This window comes from Streptomyces sp. NPDC014623 (assembly GCF_043088245.1).
Taxonomy (GTDB): Bacteria; Actinomycetota; Actinomycetes; order Streptomycetales; family Streptomycetaceae; genus Streptomyces.
In genome coordinates this window covers 127,949-148,324 of record NZ_JBIBZU010000001.1, presented here as the reverse complement: position 1 = coordinate 148,324, position 20,376 = coordinate 127,949, and the positions used below count along the sequence as shown (strand labels likewise).

Genomic DNA, 20,376 nt, shown 5'->3' with positions numbered 1-20,376 from the left:
GAGGGCGCAGCAGCGCCGCCGGGGGAGCGGCGGCGCTGCTGGACCGTTGTCCCCGACGGGACCGCGTGTTACGGCAGCCCGTGGACGTGCGGGCCGACCGCTGCGGACCAGGTGTTGCCCGCGGTGGCGTCCCAGTTCGTGGACCAGGTCATCGCGCCGCGCAGGTCCGGATAGGTCCTGGAGGGCTTGAAGGTTCCGCAGTTCGTGCCCCTGGTCAGGCAGTCCAGGGCCGCGTTCACGACGGACGGGGCGACGTAACCGCTGCCGGCGCCACGGGTGGAGGCGGGGACGCCGAGGCCCACCTGGGAGGGGGCGAGACCGCCCTCCAGCTGGATGCAGGCGAGCGCCGTGAGGAAGTCCACCGAGCCCTGCGAGTAGACCTTGCCGTCGCAGCCCAGCATCGAGCCGCTGTTGTAGTACTGCATGTTGACGACGGTCAGGATGTCCTTGATGTTGAGCGCCGTCCTGAAGTACTCCCCGGAGGTCGACTGCATGTCGATCGTCTGCGGCGCCATCGTGATGACGAGGCCGGAGCCCGCCTTCGACGACAGGGAGCGCAGCGCCTTCGTCATGTAGGTGGAGTTGAGGCCGTTCTCGAGGTCGATGTCGACACCGTTGAAGCCGTACTCCTGGATGAGCGCGTACACCGAGTCGGCGAACGCGGTCGCGGAGGCGTCGCTGTTGACGGCGACGGTCCCCTTCTCGCCGCCCACGGAGATGATGACGCTCTTGCCGGCGGCCTGCTTGGCCTTGATGTCGGCCTTGAACCGGTCGACGGTGTAGCCGTTCAGCCCCGCGGAGTCCAGGTTGAAGGTGACGGCACCGGGCGTGGCCGTGGCGTCCGCGAAGGAGACGGCGATGATGTCGTAGTGCGCGGGGACGTCGCTGAGCTTCTGGACGGCGGCGCCGTTGTTGAAGTTCTGCCAGTAACCGGTCACCGCGTGCTTGGGTACCGGCGTCGTCGGGCCGCCCGGACCGGTGGTCTTCGCCGTGCGGGCGCTCACGGTCGCCGACTTCACGGACTCGCCGGCACTGTTGGTGGCGCTGACGGAGAACTGGTACGCGGTGTCGGCGGCCAGGCCGGTCACCGTCGCGGACGTGCCGGTGGAGGTGGCCGCCCTGGCGCCGTTCCGGTAGACGGTGTAACCGGTGGCACCGGAGACCGTGTTCCAGGTGAGGGCGACGGAGGAAGTGGTGACCGTACCGACGGTCAGTCCGGCGGGGGCCCCGGGGACGCCGGGCTCCGGATCGGTGCCGCCACCGCCGTCCGGCCCGGTCACCTGGATGTCGTCCGCGACGTAAGCGGCCTGTCCGTACCAGCCGTGGGTGTAGACGGTCACCGAGGTGGTGGAGGGGCCGGTGGTGAAGCTGGTCCGCAGCTGGGTCCAGCCGCTGGAGCCGGGCGACCAGGTGGAGACGTCGGTCGTACCGGTGCCGCTCGCCCCGAGGTAGGCGTAGCCGCCCTGCACCCAGGAGCTCAGCGTGTAGGTGGAGCCGGGCTTCACGGCCACGGTCTGCGTGCACCTGGCGTTGTCCTGCCCGGCCGGGGTGGCCTTGAGCGCGGAGGTGCCGCCGTGCACGGGGGAGGAGACCGTCACGCCGCTGCCGCCGGAACAGGTCCAGTTGGCGAGCCCGGACTCGAACCCGGCGTTCCTGGCCACGTTGACGTCAGCCGCCTGCGCGGTACCCACGAGCCCGGTGACGGCCAGCGCCCCGGCCGCGACGCCGGCGACGGCCCCGCCGAGGAGCGGCCGGACCCGGCGTCTTCTGTGCCTGGTGCTGCCTGGGGAGCGTTCCACTTGCTGCCTCCGGTGGGGGAGTTGGGGGTGCTGGCGGGAACGGTGGCCACCGTTGGCCGACAAAACTGGTCCAGACCAATCGAGTTGTCAAGACCTCTGGTGGTCCGGATGTGTGCGGCGGAGCGGTCGCGGTGGGCGGGCAGGGCTGGGTTCACCTACGGGTGACCGTTTCCGAGTGGTCAAAGGTGCACTCACACGGGTGACCCGGGCCGGGGTCGGGGTCCGCCCCTCGGACGGTGACGGAGTGAATTCCGGGGGGCCCGGCAGAAACGGCCGACGGCCGTTCTGACGTGGGAGGATGAATTACCGCGGATTCGAAACCTGGGAGGCGGGGTAACTGTGTGCAGTGGTACAGGAGTTAACCTCTCAGTCCTTCGTCCGATTTCGCACGGAGGTGTTGCGGACATCTGTGCCGCACGTCTTCGTCCTGGCTTCCAATATCTGTTCTCTGCCTGGTATGACGTGGCTAAAGTGCAGGGGAAGAAGCACGGAGCAGGAGCGATTGCGGCCGGAGTCATCCCCTGACGACGGCCGGAGCCGAACGGGGAAGAGCGTGCCGACCGCAATAGCAGTGACCAGTGCTGATCTGGTGCTACCGCCGACCGATCAGCAGACGCCCACGGCGGCGCTGTTGCAGGCGCCCGAGGCTCAGACCCTCGACCTCGCGATCGGTGACATGCACCTGCTCCTCGAGCAGCACGGGCATGTGGTGGCGGTCTACCCGACGGGCATCAGCCTCGCCCACGAGCGCAGGCTGCACTCCATCCGTTCCGTTCTGGAGAGCGATCGCATCGCTCTGCTCAAGGTGGACCTGCCGCCGCTGGGCGTGGCCGTGCTGGTGCGCCAGATGCGTCAGCTGTCGATCTGTGACTTCAGTCCGGGTGTGGTCGCGTCGGCGGTGCGGTTGCTCGCCCACTACATCCATGCCGGAGCGCTGCTGAACTCGGTGACCAGGTTCGACCGGGTGCCGGTCAGCCTCAAGACGCACGCCAAGTCCTGGCTGCCCGGATCGCAGTTCGCGGTACTCGCCGGGCCCGACCCGCAACTGACCAGGATCGGACCGGCCGTGGAACCTCCGGGCGGACCCGACTTCCCGACGCATCTGCTGTACGCCAGGGGGCAGATGACCTCTGAATGGGTCCAGCAGACCCTCGCCCCCGCCTGGAAGGTGCAGGCCGTTGAGGAGTGTGCACTGCCTTCGGGTTCGGCACGGTGGTGGGGGACCGGGAAGCTGGTGGAATTCGCCTCCTTCCTTCCGGACATCTCGGTGGTCTACCAGCTTGTCTCCTCCGTACGGCGGGAGAACTGCCACTGGTGCGGGATGGAGCTCATCGGTGACCGCTGCGGCTTCTGCTCCTCCCCGCTGGCCCTCTCCGAGAACCGAATGCACTCCGCCGGTGTCCTGAGCCATGGAGCGCCCGCGCCACCGAGCTCCTGACGTCTCCGTGCCCGTCCTCGGACACCACGCACCCCTCTTGTCCGCTGCCCCACGCATCCGATTCGAACGAGGTTGTCCGGCCCATGAACTCCCGCCAGCGCCGCGGCGTGATACTCCTGATCCTGTCGGTCCTGTGCGCCTTCGGCGCGTTCGCCGGGGTGCTCTCGGTGATCGGCGACGTCAACTCGAAGGTCGGGCCCGAGGTCACGGCGTATCAGGTGAAGAGCGACGTGGCGCCCTACACCCCGCTCGCCGGCAAGCACTTCGAGAAGATCTCGATGCCCAAGCGGTGGCTCTCCGCCAACGCGGTCACCGACCTCTCCGAGGTCGACGGGAAAATCGCGGTCACCCAGCTGCGCAAGGGCTCGCTGCTCCAGTCCGACATGATGGAGAAGCGCCCGGCCCTACGGCCCGGTGAACAGGAGATCGCCATTCTCATCGACGCCGCGACGGGCGTCGCGGGCAAGATCACTCCCGGTGCGACGGTCAACGTCTACGCCACGTTCGCCGGCGAGAACGACGGTGAGCCACCGCAGTCCAAGGTCATCGTCTCCAACGCCCGGGTACTGGAGGTAGGCAAACTCACGGCGCTGGAGCCGGACAACGACAACAGGGCGAACCAGGCGACCGAGGCCGTACCGATCACCTTCGCGCTCAACACACTCGACACCCAGCGCATCGCCTACGCCGAGTCGTTCGCGGAGCACGTGCGGCTGGCGCTCATCGCGTCCGGCAGCGACGGCACGATCCGTCCGGGAGACCGGACCTACACGCTCGACAAGGACAAGTGAGGATGGGATGACCACCAGGATCCTCCCGGCGGTAGGTGACGGGGACGCAGCCAGGTCCGTCACCACGCTGCTCAGTCAGCTCCCCGACGCGGAGCCCGCGGCCCCCGTCGGTGACTCCACGCAGCTCATCGACATGCTCGCCCGCCTCGCGGGCGAGTCCCTCGACGAGCTGCCCGAGGTCGTACTGGTCCATGAGCGGATCGGCCCGGTTCCGGCTCTGGAGCTGATCCGGGAGGTCTCGTTGCGCTTTCCCGCCGTGGGTGTCGTGCTGATCACCACGGACGCGAGCGCCGGACTCTTCTCCGCCGCCATGGACTCCGGTGCGCGGGGGCTGATCACGCTCCCACTGAGTTACGAGGAACTGGCGAACCGGGTCCAGGCGGCCGCCCAGTGGTCCGTCGGCGTGAGGCGCCACCTCGGTGCGGGCGGCGATGTCTTCACCGGCCCGGGCGGCACGGTCGTGACCGTCACCGGGGCCAAGGGCGGCGTCGGTGCCACCGTGGCCGCGGTGCAGATCGCTCTGGCCGCCCAGACCTCGGGCAACACCGTCGCGCTGGTCGACCTCGACCTGCAGGCCGGTGACATCGCCTCGTACCTCGATGTCCAGTTCCGGCGCTCCATCGTCGACCTCGCCGCGATCTCCGACATATCGCCTCGTGTCCTGTCCGACGCCGTCTTCTCCCATTCCACCGGAATGGCCCTCCTGCTGGCACCCGGCGAAGGCGAACGCGGTGAGGAGGTCAGCGACCGCTCGGCCCGTCAGATCGTGAGCGCGCTGCGTTCGCGCTACGAGGTGGTGGTCATCGACTGCGGAAGCCAGATGCACGGCGCCAATGCCGCGGCGATCGAGATGGCGGACATCGCCCTGCTGGTCACGACACCGGACGTGGTGGCGGTGCGCGGCGCCAAGCGCATCGTACGGATGTGGGACCGGCTCCAGATCCGCAAGGCCGAGGAGACGGTCACGGTGGTCAACCGCTTCACCCGCAACACCGAGATCCAGCCGCCCCTCATCCAGAAGATCACCGGGACCCGGATGGCGGGCACGGCCGTCCCCGCGAACTTCAAGGAACTGCAGGGTGTCGTCGACGCGGGACGGATGCACGAACTCGACGCAAAGAGTGCCGTCAAGCAGGCACTGTGGGCACTGGCCGGTGAACTGGGCCTGGTGAAGGCCCCCGCGGGCGCCGAAGGCAGTGGCAGGTTCCGAAACGACCGGGGTTCGATCGGGCGTTCACGCCGGTGGCACGACGGCGCTGCCCGGGCCGCAGGACGACCGAGGGGGCAGGCTGACCGATGAAACCCGACGACGGAGAACGCCCGGGCATACGGGCGAGGCGCGGGCGCCTCGGCCCCTGTGAGCGCGACCGCGGACAGACCGCGGTCGAATTCGTGGGCGTCACCCCGCTCATCATCCTGCTGCTCGTCGCTCTGTGGCAGTGCGCGCTGATCGGCTACACCTTCAGCCTGGCGGGCAACGCCGCGGACGTGGCCGCACGGGCGGGCACCGGGGCGCGGGGGAACCAGGAAGCGGCCTGCGACCGGGCCGCGAAGGAGGACCTGCCCGCAGCCTGGGCCTCGGCGGCAGCGGTGCGCTGCTCCACGGACCGGGGTCTTTACAGGGCCGAGGTCGCTCTCGAAGTACCCGTCCTCGTACCCGGAGTACTCGACTTCCCGATGACGGTCACCGGCGACGCCGCCTCGGTGAAGGAGGGATGAGCGATGAAGCCGAACCCGCAGGCAGCACGCCGCGAACGCGGACAGGTGGCCATCGAGTACATGGGTTTCATCCCCCTCCTGCTCATCGTCGGCCTCTGCGCGATCCAGCTCGGCGTGGCTGCGTACGCGGCCAACCAGGCGGGCACCGCCGCCAGGGCCGCAGCCCGTACGGCCGGTCACGACCGGCCCGAGAGCACCCCGGAGGACGCGGGACGCCGGGCCATCAGCGGCTGGCTCGCCGACGAGTCCACTTTCACCCCGAGCTGGGGCGCCGACGAGGTCACGTACACGGCCAGGGTCAAGGTCCCCTCGGTCATTCCGGGCCTGGAGGACGCCTTCGGCTGGGCGGAGCGAAGCTCCACGATGCCCCGCGACTGAACAGAATCGCCGGTGACGGCACTCCCGAGCGAACCGCACAGGGCGCCCGGAAACGGTTTCGGCACCGACCGGACGACAGACCGAGGAGTTACGGAAATGAGCCTGCGGGCACGCATCACCGCCCCCGAGGAGCATCCCGGAGGGCGGGAGGACGGCTACCTGGTCGCCACCTACCGGGCCAAGCTGCTCGAGGAGATCGACCTCGCGGAGATGTCCTCGCTCGCGGCCGCGGACCGGCGGGCCCGGCTGGAGCGTGTACTCGGCCACATCATCAGCCGCGAAGGACCGGTCCTCTCGACGGTCGAACGCTCGCAGCTCATCCGCCGGGTCGTCGACGAGGCCCTGGGACTCGGCATTCTCGAACCGCTCCTGGAAGACGCCTCCATCACCGAGATCATGGTCAACGGTCCCGACCAGATCTTCGTCGAACGCGGTGGCAAGGTCGAACAGCTCCCTATGCGGTTCGGTTCGCACGAGCAGCTCATGCAGACGATCGAGCGGATCGTCTCGACCGTCAACCGCCGGGTCGACGAGGCCAACCCGATGGTCGACGCCCGCCTCCCCAGCGGCGAGCGCGTCAACGTGATCATCCCGCCGCTCTCACTCACCGGTGCCACGCTCACCATCCGGCGGTTCCCGCGTGCCTTCACCCTCCAGGAGATGATCGGCTTCGGCTCCCTGGACGAACAGATGCTGATCCTGCTCTCCGGCCTGATCCAGGCGAAGTTCAACGTGATCGTCTCCGGGGCCACCGGCACGGGCAAGACCACCTTGCTGAACGCGCTGTCGGGCCTCATCCCGGGCAACGAACGCATCGTCACCATCGAGGACTCCGCCGAACTCCAGCTCCAGCAGAACCATGTGATCCGGCTGGAGTCGCGCCCGGCGAACGTGGAGGGCAAGGGCCGGATCACCATCCGCGACCTGGTCCGCAACTCCCTGCGTATGCGCCCCGACCGGATCGTCGTGGGTGAGGTCCGGGGCGGCGAGTCCCTCGACATGCTCCAGGCGATGTCCACCGGTCACGACGGATCGCTGGCCACGGTGCACGCCAACAGTGCCGAGGACGCGCTGATGCGTCTGCAGACCCTGGCCTCGATGTCCGAGATCAAGATCCCGTTCGAGGCGCTGCACGACCAGATCAACAGCGCCGTGGACGTCATCGTCCAGCTCACCCGGTTCGCCGACGGCGGCCGCAAGGTGACCGAGATCGCGGTGCTCGACTCCCATGGCCGGGAGAACTACCGCATCGTCTCCGTCGCCCGCTTCAACGCCCGGCCGATGGCCGCCGACGGGAGGATCCACGGACAGTTCCAGTACCTCCCGCTCCCGCGGAAGGTCGCCGAGCGCCTCTACATGGCCAGCCAGCCCGTCCCGCAGGCCTTCGGAGTCGCCTCGTCCGACGAACAGCTCGCCACCCGAGAGGCCAAGTAGGTACCGCCCCATGACCAATCTCCCCCTGCTCACCGTCGGCGCGACGATGCTGTGCTGCGTCCTGGGCATCGTCGGCCTGCACGCGTACTCCGGCGGGAAGGCCGACCGCGAAGCCCTCGTCGAGAGGCTCTCGCACACCGGGCAGATCCCCCAGGAGGGGCGGCACCGCCGGTTCCGGGGGATCGACCGCCGACTGCGCTCGACGGGCCTGGGCCGGAAGATCGAGCTGAAGCTCGCGGCCACCGGACTGGAGATCACCCCGGGCGAGTTCTTCGTCTACGCCGTCGTCGCCATGGCCGGGTTGTGGATCGTCGCCTCGTCGCTGCTGGCGAGCTTCTTCGGCCCGGTCGCCGCGCTCATCGGCCTCTGGGGCACGAACGCCTTCCTCGAATGGCAGCGCACCAAGCGCACCGACCGGTTCATCAACCAGCTCCCCGAACTCTCCCGCATCCTCGCCAACGCCACCCAGGCGGGTCTCGCCCTGCGTACGGCGATCGGTATGGCGGCGGAGGAACTGGAGAACCCGGCGGGCGAGGAACTCGCCCGGGTCGCCCGTCGCCTCTCCGTGGGAGAGTCCCTCGACGACGCGCTGAGCGAGCTCACCGAACGCCTGCCGTCCCGGGAACTCGTCGTCCTCGTGACGACCCTCGTCCTGTCCAACCGTGCCGGCGGTACGGTCGTCAGCTCCCTGCGCAACCTCACCGAGACCCTGGAGGAGCGCAAGGAGACCCGGCGCGAGGTCAAGACCCAGCTGTCACAGGTGACGGTCACCGCTTACGCGGTACCGGGTTTCGGCATCGGCGCGATGCTCCTCATGAACGCGGTCATGCCGGGCGCGCTCGACCGTATGACCGGAGCCTTCATCGGCCAGGCCGCGGTGATCGTGGCCCTCGTCCTGTACGCGATCGGGTTCATCGTGATCCGTCGCCTGTCCCGCATCGACGTCTGAGAGAGGGCCGCCATGGATCTGCTGCTCGCACTCGTCGTGGGCCTCGCGGTGTACGGAGCCATCGCCGGCATCCGGATGTACCGGGCCGATGCCGAACTCCCCGGTGACCTCGCCATCGCGCTGGAGATCGGCTCCAGCCGGACCGGTGCCGTAGGCTCCGGGATCGACCGGCTGGGCATGCGCTGGGCACCTGCGGTGCTCCGGCTCATGGGGCCGAAGGCCGTCAACAGGAAGCGCCGCCAGATCGACATGGCGGGCAACCCCGGCGGCCTCACCATCGACCGCTACGCCGCACGCCGCGCCGTCTACGGCGCCCTCGGGTTCTTCGGAGCCTTCACCACCATCGTCAGAGGACAGCTCTTTCTCTCCCTGCTGCTGATCGCCTTCGGCCTCTTCTGGGTGGAGGTCGGCATCTGGTCCGCGATCCGGGTCCGCAAGGACCACATCGAACGGACGCTCCCCGACTTCCTCGACGTGCTCGCTGTCGTCGTCTCGGCGGGCCTCGGCTTCCGCCAGGCGCTGGAGCGCGTCGCCGAGAAGTACGAAGGACCCTGGGCCGACGAACTGCGCATCACCTTGCGCCAGATGGACATGGGGGTCAGCCGGCGCCAGGCCTTCGAGGAACTCCGCAGGCGCAACGACTCCGAACAGGTGGCCATGTTCGTGACGACGCTCCAGCAGGGCGAGGAACTGGGCGCACCCATCGTCGACACCCTGATCCAGATCGCCAACGACATGCGGCGCACCGATGCCCAGAACGCCCGGCGCAAGGCCGCCAAAGCGGTGCCGAAAGCCACCTTCGCGGTCACGTCGTTCCTGTTGCCCGGAACCCTCGTCCTCCTGACGGTCGGGTTCGTCTACGGGGCCGATGTCGACTTCGGCTTCATCTCGGGCTGATGTCCTGCGTGACGGACGGGAGATGAGGATGATGGGCATGGCAAGCGGGAGGAGGTGACGGGGCAGATGTCTTTCCAGCTCGGCAGTGCGCACACAGGACTGAACGGTGAGGTACGCCAGGCGATGGCGGACCCCGGTGCACGCCCGGCGTTCGCCCTCCAGGTGAACGCCCTGCAGGCGATGTGCCGACAGGTCTTCGGCTTTCGCCTCGCCATGATCGCCATCGCCACGCCGTTCGCCGTCGAACGCACGGCACCCGGACTCGCCACCTGGCTCATCGGCTCGGCCGTCCTCGTCACCTTCATGGGCTCCTACGTCCTGTTCCGGGACTGGGAACGCTTCGGCCCGCTCTTCCTGCGCCATCCCTGGCTCCTGGGGATCGACGCGCTTTTCGGTGCGCTGCTCCTGGTCACGGCCACCCCCGAATCCACTCTCGCCTACGTCACGGTCTGTACTCCACTGCTGGCGGGACTCGTGTACGGCTGGCGCGGAGCGGCGGCCTTCGCCGTCCTCCAGGCCCTGATCGTCTCCGGTGTGTACGCCACCGATGTCAGGCTGGAGGCGAGCGACGGCACTGCGCTCCTCCTGCCCGGTTTCTGCGTGATCGCCGGGGCAGTGGGTGTCACACTGCGGAACCTGCTCCTACGCTTCGGGACGGCCAGCCAGGCCCTCACCGAGACGCGGGCACGTCTCGCAGTGAACGAAGCGGTCGAGAGCGAGCGAACCCGGCTCGCCCGGGAGATGCACGACTCGGTCGCGAAGACCCTGCACGGACTGGCGTTGGCGGCCGACGGCCTGGCCGCGTCCTCGGGCCGGATGGATCCGCTCACCGTCAGGCACCAGGCGGAACTCGTCGCACGGTCCGCACGCCGCGCCGCCGCGGAATCGCGTGAACTGCTCTCCGACCTGCGGCGGGAGTCAGGGCTCGACGCAGGCATCGACGTGATCTCCGAACTCAGGGCGCGAGCCGACGACTTCTCCCGAAGCCACGCACTGACCGCCACATTCCGCCGACTCGGCGACGCCCCGGTCCCACCGGTACCGGCCCCTGTCGCCCGACAGCTCCTCACCGTCGCGTCCGAGGCGATGGAGAACGCCAGCCGTCATGCCGACCCCAGTTACCTCGTCGTCCTCGCGGGCGTGAAGGGTGATGTCCTGCGCGTCACGGTGTACGACGACGGGAAGGGCCTGCCCGCGGGTACGACGCTCGACGACCTCAAGCGAGCCGGCCACTTCGGCCTTGTCGGGATGGTCGAGAGGGCGGCGACGATCGGTGCCCGCATCCGCATCGGCAGAGGAAAGGCAGCGAAAGGCACCGAGGTGCGCATGGAACTCCCGCTGGCGGCATTCGTCACCGCAGCGCAGTCACCCGCTCTGCCCGACTCGTACGGTCTCCCCACGGCGGCCCCGCACTGAACCGTCACCCGCAGCACCGACGTCACGCACCGTAACTCCGGACAGGTCCAGACAACACCAGACAGCTCCAGATACAGAGATCTTGAGAGGAGGTCGCAGAATGCCGGACGACATCTCCCGCACGTCGGGCCAGAACCGGGCGGCGCAGGACCATGCCTCCCAGCACACGTCCGTACACGCGGACCCGCTTCCCTCCGAGCTCAGCTCCCCCAGGTTCCCGGCGCCCCGGAGTCACGCGGCATCCGAGCCGATGCCTTCCTTCCCCGTGCCGGGCCCGCTCCGGGTCGTCGTGGCCGACGACAATCCGGTGGTGCGTGCGGGCCTGGGTGTCCTGCTGTCCGGTCGCGAGGACATCGAAGTCGTCGCTGAAGCGGCGGACGGCCGCCAGGCGTACGAGATGGCCGTGCAACACCGTCCGGACGTCCTCCTCCTCGACGTCCGCATGCCGGGCGTCGACGGCATCTCCGCGCTGCCGCACCTCGTCAGGGTGGCGCCGGTGATGATGCTGACGTACAGCCGCGAGAGCGAGATCGTCCATGAAGCGCTGCGACTGGGTGCCGGCGGCTACCTGGTGCACGGTGAGTTCACGGCGGACCAGCTGGTGCAGGCGGTACGGGACACGAAGAGCGGCCGGGCCCACTTCACGGCCACCGCCGCGAACGCGCTGCTGGCCCATATGCGCCAGGGCCCCACCCCGCAGGGCGGGCCCCTCCCGGACGGTCTGGGGGCAGCGCTGACACCCGCTCCCCAGCACGGTGCGCCTGCACACGCGCCCGTTCCGCAACCCCCTCCACCTGCGACGCGACCAGGCCCTGAGGCGCCGGGTCTTTCGCAAGTGCAACCAATTGTGGCACAGTCAGCACAGGTAGCCGATCCGGTAGCTGCGCCCAACTCGACGCAGCACGGCCTGAGTTCCAGGGAGGCGGAAGTCATGGAGCTGATCGCGTCCGGCATGAGCAATCAGCAGATCGCCGCCACCTGCTTCATCAGTGAGAAGACGGTCAAGAACCACATCAACCGCATCTTCACCAAGCTCCAGAGCGGGAGTCGCAGCGAGGCCATCGCCAGGTGGCTGGGCACGGCGCCGGACGGCCGGCCTGGTCTGGGGGGCAGGTAGCCATGACGGGGTGGGGGAAACACCGTGTGGCGGCCGGATCCTGCGTGTCCGAGGCCCATGCGCCGGGTCGACGGACCCAACTGGCCTGTTGGGCCCGGATTTGGGCCCTGGGGCCCTCACCGGGGACGGGCGTTCCGACGTACCTTTCTCATGTCGCCAACGGCACCGGCCAGGAGGAAGCCGGTAACGGGAGCGGCGACCGAGGAACGTGTGAGTCGGCCGGCAGTCGGTCGGCCGGACCTGGAGGGGACAACCATGTCGAACATCACCCTGAAGACCGCCGTCCGCGTCAACGGCTGGACGAACACCGCGATCAGCGCGATCCAGAAGCGTTACGAGGCCAAGGACCGGGGCCAGACGGCGTTCGAGTACCTGGGCATCATCCTGGTGGTCGTGGCGATCATCGGCGGCATGGTGGCCTCGGGCATCGGCTCGGCGATCACGACCCGCATCACGGGTCTGGTGAGTTCCATTACTGCTGGCTGATGCGGCGGCGTCAACGCAGCGAAGCAGGGCAGGCCTTCCCCATCTACATCGTGATGGTGGCGGGCCTGCTCTTTCTCGCGTTCGCGTTCTTTGCGGTCGGCAAGGCTTCGGCCACGCGTAACGGTGCCCAGGGAGCTGCTGACGCAGCGGCTCTCGCCGCGGCGCAGCAGGCCCGGGACGAGATGGGGCCGCTCTTCCTCGGGGCGCTTCTGCTGCCCGGTGGCCTGAACGACTTCTTCGGCAACCACTACATCAGCGGTGAGCCGTGCAACCAGGCTCAGCGATTCGCGGCAGAAAACCGCGCGGACGTGGTCGGCGGGTGTATGTGGAACTCCGGATTTCAGCGAGACGAGGTGACCGTCAGGGTCAAGTCCCGCAATACGGTGGGCGACACGGTGATTCCTGGCACCGAGACGACGCACGCCACAGCTGAGGCGACCGCCGTGATCGAGTTCCGGTGCAACTGGAATCCTGCAGAGAAGCCGGATGCGGACACGAGTCCGCAGCCGGACGAGACCGAGGACGACAAGGAAGAGACCCCGGGCCCGATCAGTTTCGACTGTGACGATCGCAATCACTTCGAGATCGATCCTCTACACCCTGATCCTTGGGCAGAGTTGGGCAAGATGCTCTTCGCCGTGCATCTGACCGACGACTGACAGCGAACGATGAGTAAAGGAATCTGATCCATGAGTATTCGGCGCATCACGAAGCCCCGACGGGTGGTGGCGGCTGTTTCTATGACGGCGGCAATGGCCCTTGCTGTCACCGCTTGTGGTGGTGACAGCGGGACGGAAACGAGTGATTCCGCATCGAAGTCATCCTCCGAGCCCGCCAAGGAAGACAAGGGGGTGGGGGAAGACACCAGCGCTGGAGATGAGGTGGACCCGAATGCAAAGCTTGCCGAGGTGCAAGGGCAGGGCGGGCTCACGCTGGTGGTCAAGCAGGTGAAGCGCGACTCCGGTGGTTTCCTCACCGTTCAAGGGGAGATCAAGAACGGCAGCGACCAGTCCCGCAACACCGCTGGGTGGGCAGGATCAGAGATCGCTCTGGTCTCGAAAAACCCAAACTCGGTTGCGGGGGCGGCGCTCGTGGACAAGGTCGGCAAGAAGCGCTACTACATTCTCCGGGACACGGAGGGACGCTGCCTGTGCACCACTGGCATCCTGCCGCTCCAGCCGGGTAAGTCGACCCCGGTTTTCATGCAGTTCCCTGCTCCGCCTGAGGGCACGGCGGAAGTGGACTTCATGCTGCCTACGTTCGGTACTACATCGCTGAAGATCTCTGGGTGATGGCAGACATGAACAACGCAGGTACCCGCCGTCGGGCGGCCCGTTCCACGGGACATGCTTTCATGGTCACGATGTTCATGGCTGGCGTTACGGCTATGGGGGCGACGGCTGCCCTTGCTGACGACGGCCCCAGCGTGCCACCCGGAACTGAGGCTACGTCAGAGCCACCGGTTGAAATCGATACCAAAGACCCTGACCTGAAGATGCCCGAGGGCGGCACACTTGCGCCGGGCAAGGTCCTCGACATCATTCAGGTTATCGAGGATGGGGGCGGCGAGGAGCGTCGTGAGGACACCAACGCGGACATCAAGCTCGCGCTCCAGGCCGAGGTGCTGTTCGGCAAGGACAGCGCCAAGCTGAGTTCTGAGGCCAACTCCCGCATCATCGCCATCGCGGACGAGATCGAGAAGCAGAACGCGACGAAGGTCCGAGTCTTCGGCTTCACCGACAACCTCGGTTCGTCGGCGCACGGCGACGTGCTGTCGAGGCAGCGGGCCGAAGCGGTGAACGGTGTGCTGTCCAAGGAACTCGGTCCGACGATCACCTTCGAGATCCGTGGTTACGGCGAGCAGTACCCCATCGCCGACAACAGCACGGAAGAGGGCCGGAAGAAGAACCGGCGCGTGGAGATCTCCTTCCCGCGCGGTGAGGGTTCCTGATCCACTCCGTTGTACGAGGGCCCGGTACCGGTGGTGGCGGGCCCTCACACATGTCAGAGCAGGTGATCCGCCTTGCCGGCCTTGATGTTCCGGATCATCTGCTGGAGGGCCCCGCGGCTGTCGGTGAGGTGACGATCCTCCGCCTCCACGAGGGCGGCGTAACCGTTCCCGTGTGTGTCCCCATCCGGAAGCAGGAGTTTCCTTCGCCGCAGGACGGTTCTTCCCACTGGACGTCTGGCATCCTTCTTCTCCTCACCGTTGGCGTGCGACGGCGTGGACGAAGTCTCGCGAGTCGCGCGGCGGCGGAGCGTTCCTCTCCGTCTGAGGCCACCAGTCCCGCCTTGCTGAGTGAGTGCAGGCCGGCATCGCGTATCCGCGGCCGGGCCGCCGTCCCGGCGGGTGAGCCGCTCTACGGACCGGCCGGAGCGGGTCGGCCTGCCGTCCGAGGCGGGCGGTGGGGCCGGTGAGGGGCGTGCGGTGCACCGTGAAGCCGTGGCGCCGGCTGACGGGCCTTCGCCCGTGGTGCCGGTTCGGTGTCCGGCACCCGCGCAGGCCCCGGGCGCGACACGCTGTCAGTTTCTGCGGCCGGCGGCCGACGCAACCGCCGTGACTCCGCGCCGGGCTCGACGACTTCGCCGGTGGGCGGCATACCCCTCCGGGCGGAGTGCGGAAGATTTCTCGCCACGGGCAGCGGGTGCCGGGTGGTTCGGGCTACCGCCTGTGTCTGTGGACCCCTGGGGTTCCCTGGGGACTTCTGTGGGTCCCCGTGGACCAGGGATCGCCGGTGTGTCCTGCACCACAGCCCATGTCGGCGAGCGAGCGAGCGGGGCCGGGTCGTCCGGCGAAGGGATTACGCCTGATCACGGATGCCGCGAAGCGACGTGTGCCGATTCTGGATCTTGCGCGGGGTGGCTGAATGCGTACGTCCGGTAATTTTTTCTGACTGCGAATGAGTCCTGTGGGTCTGTTTTCGCTTGAGTGGGACCAGAAGCCGACCGGGGCCGCAGGCACCGGTGGTCGGTGCCCCTCAACGAAGAGGAATCCCGTGAAGAGTGCTGTGCCCACCAGAGCGCCGCGTGCCGGAGGTCCCCATGCGCGATGACGACGTCCGCGAGAGCGGGAGGCCCGCGGACAGCAGGAGCCGCGACGTGGACGAACCCCTCGCGCTGCCGCTGGACTTCGAGGCGTTCGTCCTCAGCCACCAGCAGTTCTTCCACGCGTACGCGGAGATCCACTGCGGTACGAGGCCGGCCGCCGAGAGCATCGTCCACGAGGTCTTCCTGGAGATCCACGCCGTCTGGGACGGGCTGCTCCAGGAGGACGAACTGGAGCGGCGCACGCTCGCGGTGCTGCACCGCCACGTCACCCGGCGTCTTGCCCGGGAGGGCCGGGATCCGGCCTACATCATCAACGGGCAGATCGAACGGGACCTGCGGGTGCTGCGAGGAGAACTCGAGCTGGCCGAGAGCCGGATCGGCCTCTACGAAGCGATCTCGGAACTGCCGGTCCGGCAGTACACGGTGATCGTTCTGCGCTACCTCCTCGGCTACCCGACCAACCGGATCGCACGTTTCATGAGCCTGGACGACCGCACTGTGAACTACCACTGCCGCAGGGCGAAGGAGCGCCTGGGAAGAAAACTGGGACTGCCCGTACGCACCCGGACCAAGCAGGGAGATGAGGGAGGACAGTGACAGCAGCGACCAGCGCCACGATTGACGGTGCCCTGGAACGGGCACGCGTCACCGTCACGGACCCCACAGGCTTCGACGTAGGTGCCGCACTGCGCCGGCTGGCCGCCGACGTGGGACGGTCCGCGCCGGCGACCGACACCGCCAGGGCCGCACAGGCCGGCCACCGGCTGACGACGGTCTGCCGGTGGATGATCAACGCGCCCGGCGCGGCGGGGCACATCGACAAACTCGCCGTTCCACTGCCGGAGACCACGTTCGACGTCGAAGGCGCCGCCGTCTTCGCCTGCCTCCTGCACCTGACGGGGCACCCGCAGAGTGCCCAGTTCTGGTGGCAGCTCTCGGCCGGAGCGGGGCACCGGGTCTCCGCGTACTGCCTGCATCTGCATCACCTCTCCCTCGGAGAGAACCGCGAAGCCGCGCACTGGAGGCATGAGGTCACCGACTCACGCTCCGATGCCGAAAGCATCGACGACGTCCTGCTGGGGTGCCTGGAGACGGTCGCCACCTACGTACGGAAGAACGGGTCGGACGCCAGCACGCCCCCCACCGGGCTGCTGGAGATGGAGGTGGACCGGCTCGCGGGAGACGGCAGCAACCCCATACTGAGCCGCCCGGACCGCCGGCTGGCCGACCACCTGCGCGATTTCACGAGCCGCTGACACCCCGCCCGCACTCCTGCCACACCAGACCGGAGGGTGCCCCCGGGCGCCGGTTCGCCCCCGGAGGGCTCCCTTCCCCATGCCCGGAGGACCGCCATGCATCGTGTGACCACCACCCCGCCCGCGCACCGGACGGCCCGCCCCCGGACCGGCCGCATACGGCGATGGGCCCACTCCCAGCGCCGGGCGGCAGCGGGCCACTTCGTACGTGGCCTGTGCTACGGAACGGGGCTCCTCACTGCGAGCCTCGCCGGGCTCTGGTTCCAGCAGTACCTCTGACACAGGCCTCCAGCGCCGCGACAGGACACCGCCACGACAGGCCGCCGCCGCGACAGGCCGCCGTCACGACCGGGGCACTCAGCCCCCCGCCGTCGCCGCGCACGCGATCAGCAGCCCCAGCGAGAACAGCCCGAGCACCCCGGCGAAGACCGCCGGCATCAGTACCGGGCCCCACGCCCCCGGCCCCGCCACCGTGACCCGCCTGTCCGGGGCCGACGGGTCGAAGGAGACCCGCACCGGTGCCCCGACCTCGAAACCGAAGGGGCCGGGGGCGTGGTCCGTGAACTCCACCTCGCGGCCGTCCGGGGTGCGGAAGGCGAAGACGTATGCGGTGCGGTAACGGTTCTCCGCCCCGGACCCACGGTCCACCACGCGCCGTTCCGTGCACCGGCCCCCGGCGCTCCGCGGTGATGACGCCGTCCCTTCGGCGCGAGGCGGTGGCGTGACGCCGAGGGCCGCTGTGGAGGCGCGCAGGCGGTGGTCAGCAGGCCGGTGACGGCGGACCGCGTCCGCGACGCGGACAGCCGGAGGTGTTGCGCACCGAAACGGCCGATGTGATGTGCCTCGCTCCCCGGGCGCTACGGCACGGGCCTGCGCGATCATGACCGGTATGGACGCTCGCTTCCTCGGTATCGCTGATCTCGTCGACGTCCCGCCCGTGGCGGTCGTGGTCGACGTCATGCGCGCTTGCACGGTGGCTGCCTGGGCCTTCGGCCAGGGGGCGGAAAAGATCGTTCTCGCCGGGTCGCTGGACGAGGCCCTGGCGCTCAAGGCCCGTCACCCGGATTGGGTGGCGCTCAAGGACGGTCCGCCCGCGCCCGGTTTCGACGCCGTCAACTCGCCCGGCCTGCTGCGGTCCGTCGACCTCGGCGGACGGACCGTCGTGCAGAAGACCACGGCAGGAACGGTCGGCGCCCTCGCCGTCCAGGAGGCGCCACTGGTGCTGTGCGCCGGCTTCGTGGTGGCGGAGGCGACGGCTCAGTTCCTGCGGACACGGGAGAGCGACAGCGTCACGTTCGTGGTCACCGGCGAGGACGGGCAGGCCGAGGAAGACCTGGCCTGTGCCCAGTACATCGCCCGGAGGACCACCGGAGCCGGGACGGACGCTGCCGAGTACGTCCACCGCGCCGCCGGGTCGCGCGCCGCCTCCGAACTGGCCGACGGGGTGCGCCGAGGAGCCCATCCCGACGACGTGGCGCTCTGCCTCGAGGTCGACCGGTTCCCCTTCGCCATGGTGGCGGCCACGGAAGGCTCACTCATGGTCCTGCGTCCGCACCCGGTGCCTTCGCCGACCGGCAAGGACCCCGCCTGACCGCGGCACCGGGACCCCGGACGGGTGTGGCCGTGGACCAAGAAAGCCGTGGACCGTGCGAAGCCTCACCCCTATGTTGGTTCGATGCCGTCGATCAAGCAGGTCCAGATCACCTTCGACTGCGCGGAACCCGAGCGCGTCGCCCGCTTCTGGTGCGAGGTGCTGGGGTACGTCGTACCGCCGCCCCCGGAGGGGTTCGCGACGTGGGACGCGTACGACCGCACGCTGCCGCCTGAGCGCCGGGGTGCGGGGTTCGTCTGCATGGATCCCACGGGTGTGGGCCCGCGCATGTACTTCCAGCGCGTTCCCGAAGGCAAGGTCGTCAAGAACCGGGTGCACCTTGACGTCCGGGCCGGCACCGGGCTCGTGGGTGAAGAGCGCGTGGCCGCACTCGAAGCCGAATGCGCGCGGCTGGTCCCGCTCGGCGCGACGCGCGTGCGGCTGCTGGTCGCCGATGAGTTCAACGAGTCGTGCCTCTGGATGGAGGACATCGAGGGCAACGAGTTCTGCCTCGACTGAGTGAGGGGCGGCGGGGGCGGTGGGAAGCTGCGGACGGATGGGGGCCGCCCTCGTCCGATACGGGTGACCGTAACCTCCCGTCATGTCTCCCCAGCCGCTCGCGGTCCGCCCTCTCGCCGGCCCCCGCCCTGTTGTCCCCGGGGCGGACGTACGGCGGGGCACCGCGCCTGGCCTGGGCCCCGGCCCCAGGACGGGCCCGCTCCCGGTCAGGGCGGCGGGGCAGGAGCGGGGCACCGGCATCACCGCCGGCGTGCGGGTTCCGCGGGATCGGCGGGAGGGGGGCCGGCGCGGCGGAGGCGGCCGTTGAGCGCGAGATGCGCGGCGACGCCGAACACCAGGCCCCAGAAGGCCGAGCCGATGCCGAACAGGGTGACCCCGGAGGCCGTGGCCAGGAAGGTGATCAGTGCGGCCTCCCGGTCCCTCTCCTCCCGCACCGCGCCCGTCAGCCCACCGGACAGTGCGCCGAGGAGCGCGACACCGGCGAGGGCGGCGACCAGTTCCTTCGGCAGACCCGCGAAGAACGCCACGAGGGTCGAGCCGAACGAGCCGACCACCAGGTACACCACGCCGCAGGCGACTCCGGCGACGTAACGGCGCCGGGGGTCGCGGTGGGCCTCGGGCCCCGTGCAGATCGCGGCGGTGATGGCCGCGAGGTTCACCGCGTGGGAGCCGAAGGGGGCGAGCACGGCCGAGACCAGGCCGGTGGAACCGACCAGGAGGCGGTCGTCGGGACGGTACCCGGACGCCGAGAGCACGCCGACCCCCGGCGCGTTCTGGGAAGCCAGCGTCGCCAGGGCCAGCGGGACCGCGATGCCGACCAGTGAGGCCACGGAGAACGCGGGGGAGGTGAACACCGGCTGCACCAGCCCGACATGGTCCAGCCGGACGTGCAGTTCCGCGCTCGCGGCGCTGCACGCCACACCGGCGGCCAGCGCCAGGAGGACGGCGTACCGGGGGAGCCACCGCTTGCCCAGCAGGTAGGCCAGGAGGACGGATCCGGCGATGACCGGGGTGTGCTCCAGCGACGTGAACACGTCCGCGCCGAACGAGAAGAGGATGCCCGCGAGCATGGCGGACACGACCGCGCCCGGCACGAGCCGCATCAGCCGCCCGAAGACGCCGGTCACCCCGATCAGCGCGATCACGACACCGGACACCACGAAGGCGCCTATCACCTCGTCGTACGCGTACGAGCCGATGCTGGTGACCAGGAGCGCGGCGCCCGGGGTGGACCAGGCCGTGATCACCGGCATACGGGTGCGCAGGCTGAGGGCGATACAGGTCAGCCCGCTGCCGATCGAGATCGCCCAGATCCAGGAGCCGGTCCGCCCGGCGTCCAGGTGCCCGGCGCGGGCGGCGGAGAGCACGATGACCAGCGGGCCGGAGTAGGAGACGACGACCGCGACGACCCCGGCGAGCACGGCGGACAGCGAGAGGTCGCGGACCAGCCGCGGCCGGGGGGAGGAGGTGCCGGACGGAGACTGCTCCGCGCGTTCCTCCGCCGTCGGTACCGATGAACCGGCCGTCATCCGCTGCCG

The 20,376-nt window shown here is 69.1% G+C and carries 22 protein-coding genes and 1 pseudogene; 19 read left to right on the top strand and 4 right to left on the bottom strand.

The features are described 5' to 3' along the window. Window positions 1-68: 68 nt before the first annotated feature. Complete coding sequence (locus tag ACF1FZ_RS00695; protein ID WP_391771207.1) at window positions 69-1,799, bottom strand: chitinase; 1,731 nt, start codon at window positions 1,797-1,799, stop codon at window positions 69-71. A 571-nt stretch (window positions 1,800-2,370) separates the two neighbouring features. Here ACF1FZ_RS00695 and ACF1FZ_RS00690 point away from each other — a divergent pair. From ACF1FZ_RS00690 to ACF1FZ_RS00625, 14 genes are all read left to right on the top strand, one after another. Beyond that, window positions 2,371-3,237 (top strand): hypothetical protein, encoded by an 867-nt coding sequence (locus ACF1FZ_RS00690; RefSeq protein WP_391771206.1) that lies wholly within the window; start codon window positions 2,371-2,373, stop codon window positions 3,235-3,237. Between the two features lie 83 nt (window positions 3,238-3,320). Beyond that, complete coding sequence (cpaB, locus tag ACF1FZ_RS00685; protein WP_391771205.1) at window positions 3,321-4,028, top strand: Flp pilus assembly protein CpaB; 708 nt, start codon at window positions 3,321-3,323, stop codon at window positions 4,026-4,028. A 7-nt stretch (window positions 4,029-4,035) separates the two neighbouring features. Next, window positions 4,036-5,328 (top strand): CpaE family protein, encoded by a 1,293-nt coding sequence (locus ACF1FZ_RS00680; protein ID WP_391771204.1) that lies wholly within the window; start codon window positions 4,036-4,038, stop codon window positions 5,326-5,328. Continuing rightward, window positions 5,325-5,747, top strand: coding sequence for a TadE family protein (locus ACF1FZ_RS00675; RefSeq protein ID WP_391771203.1), 423 nt, complete (start codon window positions 5,325-5,327; stop codon window positions 5,745-5,747). The genes ACF1FZ_RS00680 and ACF1FZ_RS00675 overlap by 4 nt, the downstream gene beginning before the upstream one ends. Window positions 5,748-5,750: 3 nt before the next feature. Next, a complete protein-coding gene (locus tag ACF1FZ_RS00670; protein ID WP_391771202.1) occupies window positions 5,751-6,125 on the top strand; it encodes a TadE/TadG family type IV pilus assembly protein in 375 nt (124 codons plus the stop codon). Between the two features lie 96 nt (window positions 6,126-6,221). Continuing rightward, on the top strand, window positions 6,222-7,559 hold the full coding sequence (locus ACF1FZ_RS00665) for a CpaF family protein (RefSeq protein WP_391771201.1): 1,338 nt from the start codon (window positions 6,222-6,224) through the stop codon (window positions 7,557-7,559). Window positions 7,560-7,569: 10 nt separating this feature from the next. After that, the gene (locus ACF1FZ_RS00660; protein WP_391771200.1) at window positions 7,570-8,508 is read left to right on the top strand and encodes a type II secretion system F family protein; all 939 of its coding nucleotides are present in this window, start codon (window positions 7,570-7,572) and stop codon (window positions 8,506-8,508) included. 12 nt (window positions 8,509-8,520) lie between these two features. Then, window positions 8,521-9,405, top strand: a complete 885-nt coding sequence (locus ACF1FZ_RS00655) for a DUF5936 domain-containing protein (RefSeq protein WP_391771199.1) — start codon at window positions 8,521-8,523, stop codon at window positions 9,403-9,405. Between the two features lie 66 nt (window positions 9,406-9,471). Continuing rightward, window positions 9,472-10,821: a sensor histidine kinase gene (locus ACF1FZ_RS00650; protein ID WP_391771198.1), complete on the top strand. Its 1,350-nt coding sequence runs from the start codon at window positions 9,472-9,474 to the stop codon at window positions 10,819-10,821. A 100-nt stretch (window positions 10,822-10,921) separates the two neighbouring features. Further along, window positions 10,922-11,938 carry a response regulator gene (locus ACF1FZ_RS00645; RefSeq protein ID WP_391771197.1) on the top strand — a complete coding sequence of 339 codons (1,017 nt, stop codon included), beginning with the start codon at window positions 10,922-10,924 and terminating at the stop codon, window positions 11,936-11,938. Window positions 11,939-12,193: 255 nt separating this feature from the next. Further along, complete coding sequence (locus ACF1FZ_RS00640) at window positions 12,194-12,424, top strand: hypothetical protein (RefSeq protein WP_391771196.1); 231 nt, start codon at window positions 12,194-12,196, stop codon at window positions 12,422-12,424. Then, entirely contained in the window at window positions 12,424-13,083 is a 660-nt protein-coding gene (locus ACF1FZ_RS00635; protein WP_391771195.1) for a pilus assembly protein TadG-related protein, read from the top strand. The genes ACF1FZ_RS00640 and ACF1FZ_RS00635 overlap by 1 nt, the downstream gene beginning before the upstream one ends. A 30-nt stretch (window positions 13,084-13,113) precedes the next feature. Then, window positions 13,114-13,716 (top strand): hypothetical protein, encoded by a 603-nt coding sequence (locus ACF1FZ_RS00630; protein ID WP_391771194.1) that lies wholly within the window; start codon window positions 13,114-13,116, stop codon window positions 13,714-13,716. Window positions 13,717-13,778: 62 nt separating this feature from the next. Beyond that, the gene (locus ACF1FZ_RS00625) at window positions 13,779-14,375 is read left to right on the top strand and encodes an OmpA family protein (RefSeq protein ID WP_391771783.1); all 597 of its coding nucleotides are present in this window, start codon (window positions 13,779-13,781) and stop codon (window positions 14,373-14,375) included. A 53-nt stretch (window positions 14,376-14,428) separates the two neighbouring features. Here ACF1FZ_RS00625 and ACF1FZ_RS00620 read toward each other — a convergent pair. Continuing rightward, window positions 14,429-14,616 (bottom strand): annotated as a pseudogene (locus ACF1FZ_RS00620) (hypothetical protein). An 850-nt stretch (window positions 14,617-15,466) separates the two neighbouring features. On the opposite strand from ACF1FZ_RS00620, the gene ACF1FZ_RS00615 reads away from it, so the two are divergent. From ACF1FZ_RS00615 to ACF1FZ_RS00605, 3 genes are all read left to right on the top strand, one after another. Next, a complete protein-coding gene (locus ACF1FZ_RS00615; RefSeq protein WP_391771193.1) occupies window positions 15,467-16,069 on the top strand; it encodes a sigma-70 family RNA polymerase sigma factor in 603 nt (200 codons plus the stop codon). Next, on the top strand, window positions 16,066-16,728 hold the full coding sequence (locus ACF1FZ_RS00610; RefSeq protein ID WP_391771192.1) for a hypothetical protein: 663 nt from the start codon (window positions 16,066-16,068) through the stop codon (window positions 16,726-16,728). The genes ACF1FZ_RS00615 and ACF1FZ_RS00610 overlap by 4 nt, the downstream gene beginning before the upstream one ends. A 96-nt stretch (window positions 16,729-16,824) precedes the next feature. Then, entirely contained in the window at window positions 16,825-17,007 is a 183-nt protein-coding gene (locus ACF1FZ_RS00605) for a hypothetical protein (protein WP_391771191.1), read from the top strand. 78 nt (window positions 17,008-17,085) lie between these two features. Here ACF1FZ_RS00605 and ACF1FZ_RS00600 read toward each other — a convergent pair whose 3' ends face one another. Beyond that, a complete protein-coding gene (locus tag ACF1FZ_RS00600) occupies window positions 17,086-17,379 on the bottom strand; it encodes a DUF3592 domain-containing protein (protein ID WP_391771190.1) in 294 nt (97 codons plus the stop codon). Between the two features lie 238 nt (window positions 17,380-17,617). Between ACF1FZ_RS00600 and ACF1FZ_RS00595 the strand changes: the two genes are divergently transcribed. Together ACF1FZ_RS00595 and ACF1FZ_RS00590 are read left to right on the top strand one after the other, a co-directional pair. Further along, a complete protein-coding gene (locus ACF1FZ_RS00595; RefSeq protein WP_391771189.1) occupies window positions 17,618-18,319 on the top strand; it encodes a 2-phosphosulfolactate phosphatase in 702 nt (233 codons plus the stop codon). Window positions 18,320-18,403: 84 nt separating this feature from the next. Continuing rightward, window positions 18,404-18,838 (top strand): VOC family protein, encoded by a 435-nt coding sequence (locus tag ACF1FZ_RS00590; RefSeq protein ID WP_391771188.1) that lies wholly within the window; start codon window positions 18,404-18,406, stop codon window positions 18,836-18,838. Window positions 18,839-19,077: 239 nt separating this feature from the next. On the opposite strand, the gene ACF1FZ_RS00585 is transcribed toward ACF1FZ_RS00590, so the two are convergent. Beyond that, window positions 19,078-20,367, bottom strand: coding sequence for a benzoate/H(+) symporter BenE family transporter (locus ACF1FZ_RS00585; RefSeq protein ID WP_391771187.1), 1,290 nt, complete (start codon window positions 20,365-20,367; stop codon window positions 19,078-19,080). Between the last annotated feature and the right edge of the window lie 9 nt (window positions 20,368-20,376).

Excerpts from the sequence above, each read along its gene's own strand:
- ACF1FZ_RS00590 (WP_391771188.1), top strand. The coding sequence starts at position 18,404 with ATGCCGTCGATCAAGCAGGTCCAGATCACCTTCGACTGCGCGGAACCC.
- ACF1FZ_RS00665 (WP_391771201.1), top strand. The coding sequence starts at position 6,222 with ATGAGCCTGCGGGCACGCATCACCGCCCCCGAGGAGCATCCCGGAGGG.
- ACF1FZ_RS00595 (WP_391771189.1), top strand. The coding sequence starts at position 17,618 with ATGGACGCTCGCTTCCTCGGTATCGCTGATCTCGTCGACGTCCCGCCC.
- ACF1FZ_RS00615 (WP_391771193.1), top strand. The coding sequence starts at position 15,467 with ATGCGCGATGACGACGTCCGCGAGAGCGGGAGGCCCGCGGACAGCAGG.
- ACF1FZ_RS00675 (WP_391771203.1), top strand. The coding sequence starts at position 5,325 with ATGAAACCCGACGACGGAGAACGCCCGGGCATACGGGCGAGGCGCGGG.
- ACF1FZ_RS00645 (WP_391771197.1), top strand. The coding sequence starts at position 10,922 with ATGCCGGACGACATCTCCCGCACGTCGGGCCAGAACCGGGCGGCGCAG.
- ACF1FZ_RS00605 (WP_391771191.1), top strand. The coding sequence starts at position 16,825 with ATGCATCGTGTGACCACCACCCCGCCCGCGCACCGGACGGCCCGCCCC.
- ACF1FZ_RS00670 (WP_391771202.1), top strand. The coding sequence starts at position 5,751 with ATGAAGCCGAACCCGCAGGCAGCACGCCGCGAACGCGGACAGGTGGCC.
- ACF1FZ_RS00625 (WP_391771783.1), top strand. The coding sequence starts at position 13,779 with ATGGTCACGATGTTCATGGCTGGCGTTACGGCTATGGGGGCGACGGCT.
- ACF1FZ_RS00660 (WP_391771200.1), top strand. The coding sequence starts at position 7,570 with ATGACCAATCTCCCCCTGCTCACCGTCGGCGCGACGATGCTGTGCTGC.
- ACF1FZ_RS00640 (WP_391771196.1), top strand. The coding sequence starts at position 12,194 with ATGTCGAACATCACCCTGAAGACCGCCGTCCGCGTCAACGGCTGGACG.
- ACF1FZ_RS00630 (WP_391771194.1), top strand. The coding sequence starts at position 13,114 with ATGAGTATTCGGCGCATCACGAAGCCCCGACGGGTGGTGGCGGCTGTT.
- ACF1FZ_RS00680 (WP_391771204.1), top strand. The coding sequence starts at position 4,036 with ATGACCACCAGGATCCTCCCGGCGGTAGGTGACGGGGACGCAGCCAGG.
- ACF1FZ_RS00650 (WP_391771198.1), top strand. The coding sequence starts at position 9,472 with ATGTCTTTCCAGCTCGGCAGTGCGCACACAGGACTGAACGGTGAGGTA.
- ACF1FZ_RS00635 (WP_391771195.1), top strand. The coding sequence starts at position 12,424 with ATGCGGCGGCGTCAACGCAGCGAAGCAGGGCAGGCCTTCCCCATCTAC.
- ACF1FZ_RS00585 (WP_391771187.1), bottom strand. The coding sequence starts at position 20,367 with ATGACGGCCGGTTCATCGGTACCGACGGCGGAGGAACGCGCGGAGCAG.
- cpaB (WP_391771205.1), top strand. The coding sequence starts at position 3,321 with ATGAACTCCCGCCAGCGCCGCGGCGTGATACTCCTGATCCTGTCGGTC.
- ACF1FZ_RS00655 (WP_391771199.1), top strand. The coding sequence starts at position 8,521 with ATGGATCTGCTGCTCGCACTCGTCGTGGGCCTCGCGGTGTACGGAGCC.